Source organism: Microbacterium sp. LRZ72 (genome assembly GCF_033792225.1).
Taxonomy (GTDB): domain Bacteria; phylum Actinomycetota; class Actinomycetes; order Actinomycetales; family Microbacteriaceae; genus Microbacterium.
This window is the reverse complement of sequence record NZ_JANGEX010000036.1, coordinates 1-1,408: the sequence shown is the minus strand read 5'-3', so window position 1 is coordinate 1,408 and position 1,408 is coordinate 1. Positions and strand designations below refer to the sequence as shown.

Sequence of the window (1,408 nt, the reverse complement as noted above, 5' to 3'; positions counted from 1 at the left end):
CTAGTAGTACTTGGTTAGGTTCTTGTTAATGGTCGTGGGAGCTGTTAACGTCGCGGCGTGCGAGCGGATGAGATCGAGCGGGTACGTGCCGAGCTGGGCGAGTTCGTCAGCGAGGTGTTCGCATCGCTGGTCCGGAAGGATCAGCGTGCGAAGGGCGGCCTGTATTTGCAGGGGCTGATGCTGGAGGGGCGTCGGAAGTCGATGCAGCCGATGGGTGATCGGCTCGGGATCGATTACCAGCAGTTGCAGCAGTTCGTGTCCTCGTCGCCGTGGCCGGTAGAGCCGGTTCGACGCCAGCTCGCGCGCAAGGCCGTCGGGCTGATCTCGCCCGAGGCGTGGGTGGTCGATGACACCGGGTTCGTCAAGGACGGCCCGGCCTCTCCGGGTGTGGCGCGTCAGTACTCGGGTACGCTCGGGAAGATCGGGAACGTGCAGATCGGCGTCTCGATCCACGCCGTCACCGACGCCGCCTCGTGTCCATTGGATTGGCGGCTGTTCCTCCCCGAGGCGTGGGACGACACCTGCTCCGACAGCAACGAGCATGCCGAGCTGGTCACTGCACGACGGGCCAAGGTGCAAATCCCCGACACCGTGCGTCACCGCCCGAAATGGGAGCTCGCGCTGGAGATGATCGACGAACTGGGCACCTGGGGACTCACCCCTCCGGTGATGGTCGGTGACGCCGGTTACGGGGAGATCGGATACTTCCGCACCGGCTTGACCGAACGGGACATCCCGTATGTCGTGCAGGTGAAGTCGTCCACCAGCCTGCACGACGCAGCGGCCCGGTTCGAGAAGCCCGCCCCGACGGGGAAGAGAGGCCGCCCCTTCACGCAGGCCAGCTACCAGAGCGAGCCGGTGCAGGCGAAGGCCTACGCGCAAGACCTTCCCGACGACGCGTTCACACGGGTGTCCTGGCGGCAGGGATCCAAGGGCGAGATGAACAGCCGGTTCGCGGCCCGCAGAGTCCGCCCCGCGAACCGCAACCTGCCCCGCAACCCCGACGGATCGCTACCCGCGTGCTGGCTTCTCATCGAGTGGCCCGACGACGCGGCCGAGCCCACCGACTACTGGCTGTCCACCCTCCCCCCAGACACGCCGATCACCGAGCTGGTGCGGCTCGGGAAGATCCGCTGGCGCATCGAGCACGACTACCGCGAACTCAAACACGGCCTCGGCCTGGACCACTTCGAAGGCCGCACCTTCCACGGCTGGCACCACCACATCACCCTCGTCACCGCCGCACACCTCTTCATCACGACCCAGCGACTGAGCGCCGACCCAAAAGCCCACGGGGCAGCCTGAGCTTCTACGGCATCCTCCGCGAACTCCAAACCGCGGTCACCCGCCTCCTCAGCTGCTGCCCCTACTGCCAACGCGCCGGACCCACCTAACCAAGTACTACTAG

Annotated in this window: 1 protein-coding gene; it reads left to right on the top strand. The window is 66.1% G+C overall.

The window, feature by feature from the left end; translation table 11 throughout:
• Positions 1–57: 57 nt before the first annotated feature.
• The gene (locus M4I32_RS15125; protein ID WP_319035309.1) at positions 58–1,305 is read left to right on the top strand and encodes an IS701 family transposase; all 1,248 of its coding nucleotides are present in this window, start codon (positions 58–60) and stop codon (positions 1,303–1,305) included.
• Positions 1,306–1,408: the final 103 nt, after the last annotated feature.